Raw genomic sequence first — 4,129 nt, 5'->3', positions numbered from 1 at the left:
GCACTCGATGGCGTGGCCGTGAAATTTCAGTTCATCCTGCGTCAATTGCAGGCCGCCGCCGGCGGCAACACGGACCTGCTCCAGGATGAGATCGATATCGGTGATCATCTCGGTCACCGGATGCTCCACCTGCAGCCGGGTGTTCACCTCGAGGAAGTGAAACTCACGGGAGACGGGATCGAGCAGGAACTCCACCGTCCCGGCATTGGTGTAGCCGGAGGCCTGGGCCACCGCCACCGCCGCCCGGCAGATGCGGCCGCGCAGCTCTTCGTCCAGCGCGGGAGAGGGGCTTTCCTCGATGATCTTCTGGTGCCGCCGCTGCAGCGAGCAATCGCGCTCGAAGAGCGAGATGACCCTGCCTTCCAAGTCCCCGAGCACCTGGACTTCGACGTGCCGGGCGGAGGGGAGATATTTTTCCAGGAAGACGCGGGGATCGGCGAACGCCCCGCTGGCCTCGCGGCGCGCCCCCTCCAGCGCCTCGGGCAGCTCCTTCTTCGAGGCGGCGACGCGCATCCCGCGCCCTCCCCCGCCTCCGACTGCCTTCACCAGGACGGGAAACCCGATCTTCGCGGCCTCTTTCTGGTAATCGGCCGGCGATCCGCCCCCGTCATAGCCTTGCATTACCGGCACACCGGCGCTGCGCGCCGCTTCCCTCGCACGCACCTTGTCACCCATCAGGCGGATTGTCTCGGCCTTGGGACCGACGAAAGCAATGCCTTCGGCCCGGACGGCGCGCGCCAGCTCGGCATTCTCGGACAGAAATCCATATCCCGGATGCAGCGCGTCGCAACGGGCCCGGCGCGCCGCGTCCAGAATCGCCGCCAGGTTCAGATAGGTTTCGGAAGGCGTGGCACCCTCGAGAAGGATCGCTTCATCGGCAGTGCGGACGTGCAGCGAGCGCGCGTCATCCTTGGCGTGCACTACAACAGCCGTGATGCCCGCTTCGCGGCAGGCGCGCGCGATGCGCACGGCAATCTCGCCCCGATTGGCGATGAGGAGGCGACGGAACAAGGGAGGCCCCCGCGCGCTACATGCGGAAGACGCCGTAGCGCGTGGGCTGCTTCGGCGCGTTCAGCGCGGCGGATAGGGCCAGCCCCAGTACGCGGCGGGTCTGTGCCGGATCGAGAATGCCATCGTCCCACAGGCGGGCGGTGGAGTAGTAGGGGCTTCCTTCGGTCTCATACTTCTCGAGGATGGGCCTCATGAACTCGGCGCGATCGCCGTCGGCCATCGGCTTCTTCCCCTGGCGGACCTGCTGCTCGTCCTTCACCGTCGCCAGGACGTTCGCCGCCTGCTCACCGCCCATCACGCTGATGCGGGCGTTGGGCCACATCCACAGGAAGCGCGGCGAGTAAGCCCGTCCGCACATGCCGTAGTTCCCCGCTCCGAAGCTCCCACCGATGATGACCGTCAGCTTCGGCACCGAGGCATTCGCGACGGCGTGCACCATCTTCGCTCCGTCCTTGGCGATACCGCCCGCCTCGTACTCGCGGCCCACCATGAAGCCGGTGATGTTCTGCAGGAAGAGCAGCGGGATCTCGCGCGAGGTGCACAGCTCCACGAAGTGGGTCCCTTTGAGGGCCGACTCGCTGAACAGGACGCCGTTGTTCGCCAGGATTCCGACCGGATACCCCTCGACGCGCGCGAAGCCGCAGATCAGCGTCGTGCCGTAGCGCGCCTTGAACTCCCGGAAGCGGCTGCCATCGACGAGACGCGCGATGACTTCGTGCACGTCGTAGACTTCACGGAAGGTGCTCGGCAGCAACCCGTAGATCTCGGCCGGGTCGTAGCGCGGCTCCTCCGGCTCGGCGACATCGATCCCGACCGACTTGCGCCGGTTCAAGGTCGCCACGATCCCGCGCACCAGCGCCAGAGCATGGGTGTCGTCATCGGCCATGTGGTCCGCCACGCCCGAGCGGCGCGTGTGAACGTCGGCGCCTCCCAGATCCTCGGCGCTGACTTCCTCGCCCGTGGCCGCCTTCACCAGCGGCGGGCCACCGAGGAAAATCGTCCCTATCCCCTTCACGATGACGGTCTCGTCGCTCATCGCCGGGACATAGGCGCCGCCGGCGGTGCAGCTTCCCATCACCGCCGAGATCTGTGGGATTCCCGCGGCGCTCAGGCGCGCCTGGTTATAGAAGATCCGTCCGAAGTGCTCGCGATCGGGAAAGACCTCCGCCTGCAGCGGCAGGAAGGCGCCGCCCGAATCGACGAGGTAAATGCAAGGCAGGTTGTTCTCCGCCGCGATCTCCTGGGCGCGCAGGTGCTTCTTCACCGTGATCGGATAGTAGGTCCCGCCTTTGACCGTGGCATCGTTGGCGACGATCAGGCATTCCTGCCCACTGACACGGCCGATTCCCGTGACCAACCCGGCGCAGGGCGCTTCCTGATCGTACATCTCCCAGGCGGCCAAGGGACTCAGCTCCAGGAAGGGAGAGCCGGGATCCAGCAGCTGATCGATCCGATCCCGCACGAAGATCTTTCCCTGCTGGACATGGCGCTCGCGGTACTGCGCGCCGCCGCCCTCGCGCGCCCGGGCGAGCCGCTCCCTCAGCTCGGCGGCCAGCCGCCGGTGGTGCGCGTCATTTTCCTGGAAGCGGGAATCCTTCGGATTCAGGGAGGAGCTCAGGATCTCCATGGGCGGGGAGTGTAGCATCCGACCCTCCCCCCCGCAACGGCGATCGATTCGTGTTGGAGCGCGCTCAGGAGGTCAGGAATTGCCGGGGGTGGGGAGGCGGAACCAGGTCTTTCCGTGGAACAGGCTGTTCTCGTGGCTGACGATGAAGGGAGCCACCGCGAGATTCTCGGTGATGAGCAGCCGCGTGGCGTGCGCCGCAGCCGGCAGGTCGAAGACGAGATCGGTGGTGTACGACTCGCCGGGGCGCAGCGGGCGCGCCAGCGGCTCGCGCGGATCGCTCCCTGGCACGGCGGCCTTCTCGGCTTCCACCGAGGGCCTGTGCCGGACTCCGGCGGAGTCTTCCAGCTCGATTGCCCGGGGATTGGGATACAGCTCGCCGTTGCCGCGGTGCGGCGAGATGGTGTTGGGGTCGAACCAGGTTTTCACGCTGACGATCAGAAACCTTCCCTTCGCATGGACCGCCGGAGGTCCGGGAAGCGATGAGACTTCGCGGACCGATTCGACCGAATAGGCAAGATGGCAATCGATTTCGCAGAAGTACTTCAGCTGTCCCGGCTCCAGCGAGCGGTCGCTGCTGGTGAAGGAATGGGCCAGGAGCGTCCCCCCGTATATCAGCAGGACGACGGCAAGGGCCTCCCCAATCCGGCGCGCCGCCACGAAGCGCTTGCGATAGGCGAGCCAGGCCCCCGAGGTCACGCCGATCCCGACGACGAGAACGGTCCCAAGGAACAGGAGCACGACCGCAGGGGCATTGTTGGGTGTGAAGATCATTTCCGACTCCAAATCGGCGATGCCGGCGCCGCATTCGTCCGCTAGGACGAGCGGGTCGCCTGGATCAGCGCCTCCATGTGGCCGAGATAGGACTCCAGCGCCTTCCGCCCCGCATCGGTGAGCTTGAACTCGGTCCTGGGAATCCTGCCGGCGAATGACTTGCGCACCGTGATGTAGCGCACCTCCTCCAGCTTGCGGGCATGCACGCTCAGGTTGCCGTCGCTGGTGTCGAGCATCTCCTTCAGCTCGTTGAAAGCCAGGGTGGGATGCGTCGCCAGGGCGCTGAGGATTCCAAGGCGAATCCGATCGGGGATGATGCGATCCAGCTGGAGGGCGCGGGCGCGCGGCGCGGAGGGGGCCGGCACACTCTTGCGCTCGGTCTCGGGAGCTCTGCGGGAAACGGGAGATCTACCCACCGTGCCTCCAGGCAATGAAGGCGCCGAAGCCGAGGTGCAGCCCCCCGAAGCCGGCCGCCATGAAGAGGTTGCCCCAGCCCGGCGGCAAAGCGAGCGCCGCGGTCCCGAGGGCCATGAAGCAGGCCCCCATGATCGGCACCGGCTTCACCGAAAAGGCCCCGGCCGTCACGATTCCCGCTCCGTAGAGAAGAAGCCAGACGGCGGGCAGCAGGTCGGAGCGTCCGGAATTGAAGAGTCGCGGCGTCAGAATCGCGCCTGCCGCCAGCGGCGGTATCAGGGCCAGGAAGAAACGGCGTGCCGGCCG

5 protein-coding genes are annotated in these 4,129 nt (G+C 66.7%); all 5 read right to left on the bottom strand.

Annotation, left to right across the window (positions count from 1 at the left end):
- Positions 1-1,011: biotin carboxylase N-terminal domain-containing protein (locus tag VFW45_15625; protein ID HEU5182214.1), on the bottom strand; the 1,011-nt coding region annotated here is incomplete at its 3' end.
- Positions 1,012-1,027: 16 nt separating this feature from the next.
- The gene (locus VFW45_15620) at positions 1,028-2,638 is read right to left on the bottom strand and encodes a carboxyl transferase domain-containing protein (GenBank protein ID HEU5182213.1); all 1,611 of its coding nucleotides are present in this window, start codon (positions 2,636-2,638) and stop codon (positions 1,028-1,030) included.
- A 72-nt stretch (positions 2,639-2,710) separates the two neighbouring features.
- Positions 2,711-3,409: a hypothetical protein gene (locus VFW45_15615; protein ID HEU5182212.1), complete on the bottom strand. Its 699-nt coding sequence runs from the start codon at positions 3,407-3,409 to the stop codon at positions 2,711-2,713.
- 41 nt (positions 3,410-3,450) lie between these two features.
- The gene (locus VFW45_15610; GenBank protein HEU5182211.1) at positions 3,451-3,825 is read right to left on the bottom strand and encodes a transcriptional regulator; all 375 of its coding nucleotides are present in this window, start codon (positions 3,823-3,825) and stop codon (positions 3,451-3,453) included.
- A partial coding sequence (locus VFW45_15605; GenBank protein ID HEU5182210.1) for a hypothetical protein occupies positions 3,818-4,129 on the bottom strand: 312 nt, incomplete at its 5' end. The genes VFW45_15605 and VFW45_15610, both read right to left, overlap by 8 nt.

The organism is Candidatus Polarisedimenticolia bacterium, assembly GCA_035764505.1.
Classification (GTDB): domain Bacteria; phylum Acidobacteriota; class Polarisedimenticolia; order Gp22-AA2; family AA152; genus AA152.
The sequence above is the reverse complement of the archived record's forward strand: the minus strand, read 5'-3'. Positions and strand labels throughout refer to the sequence as shown.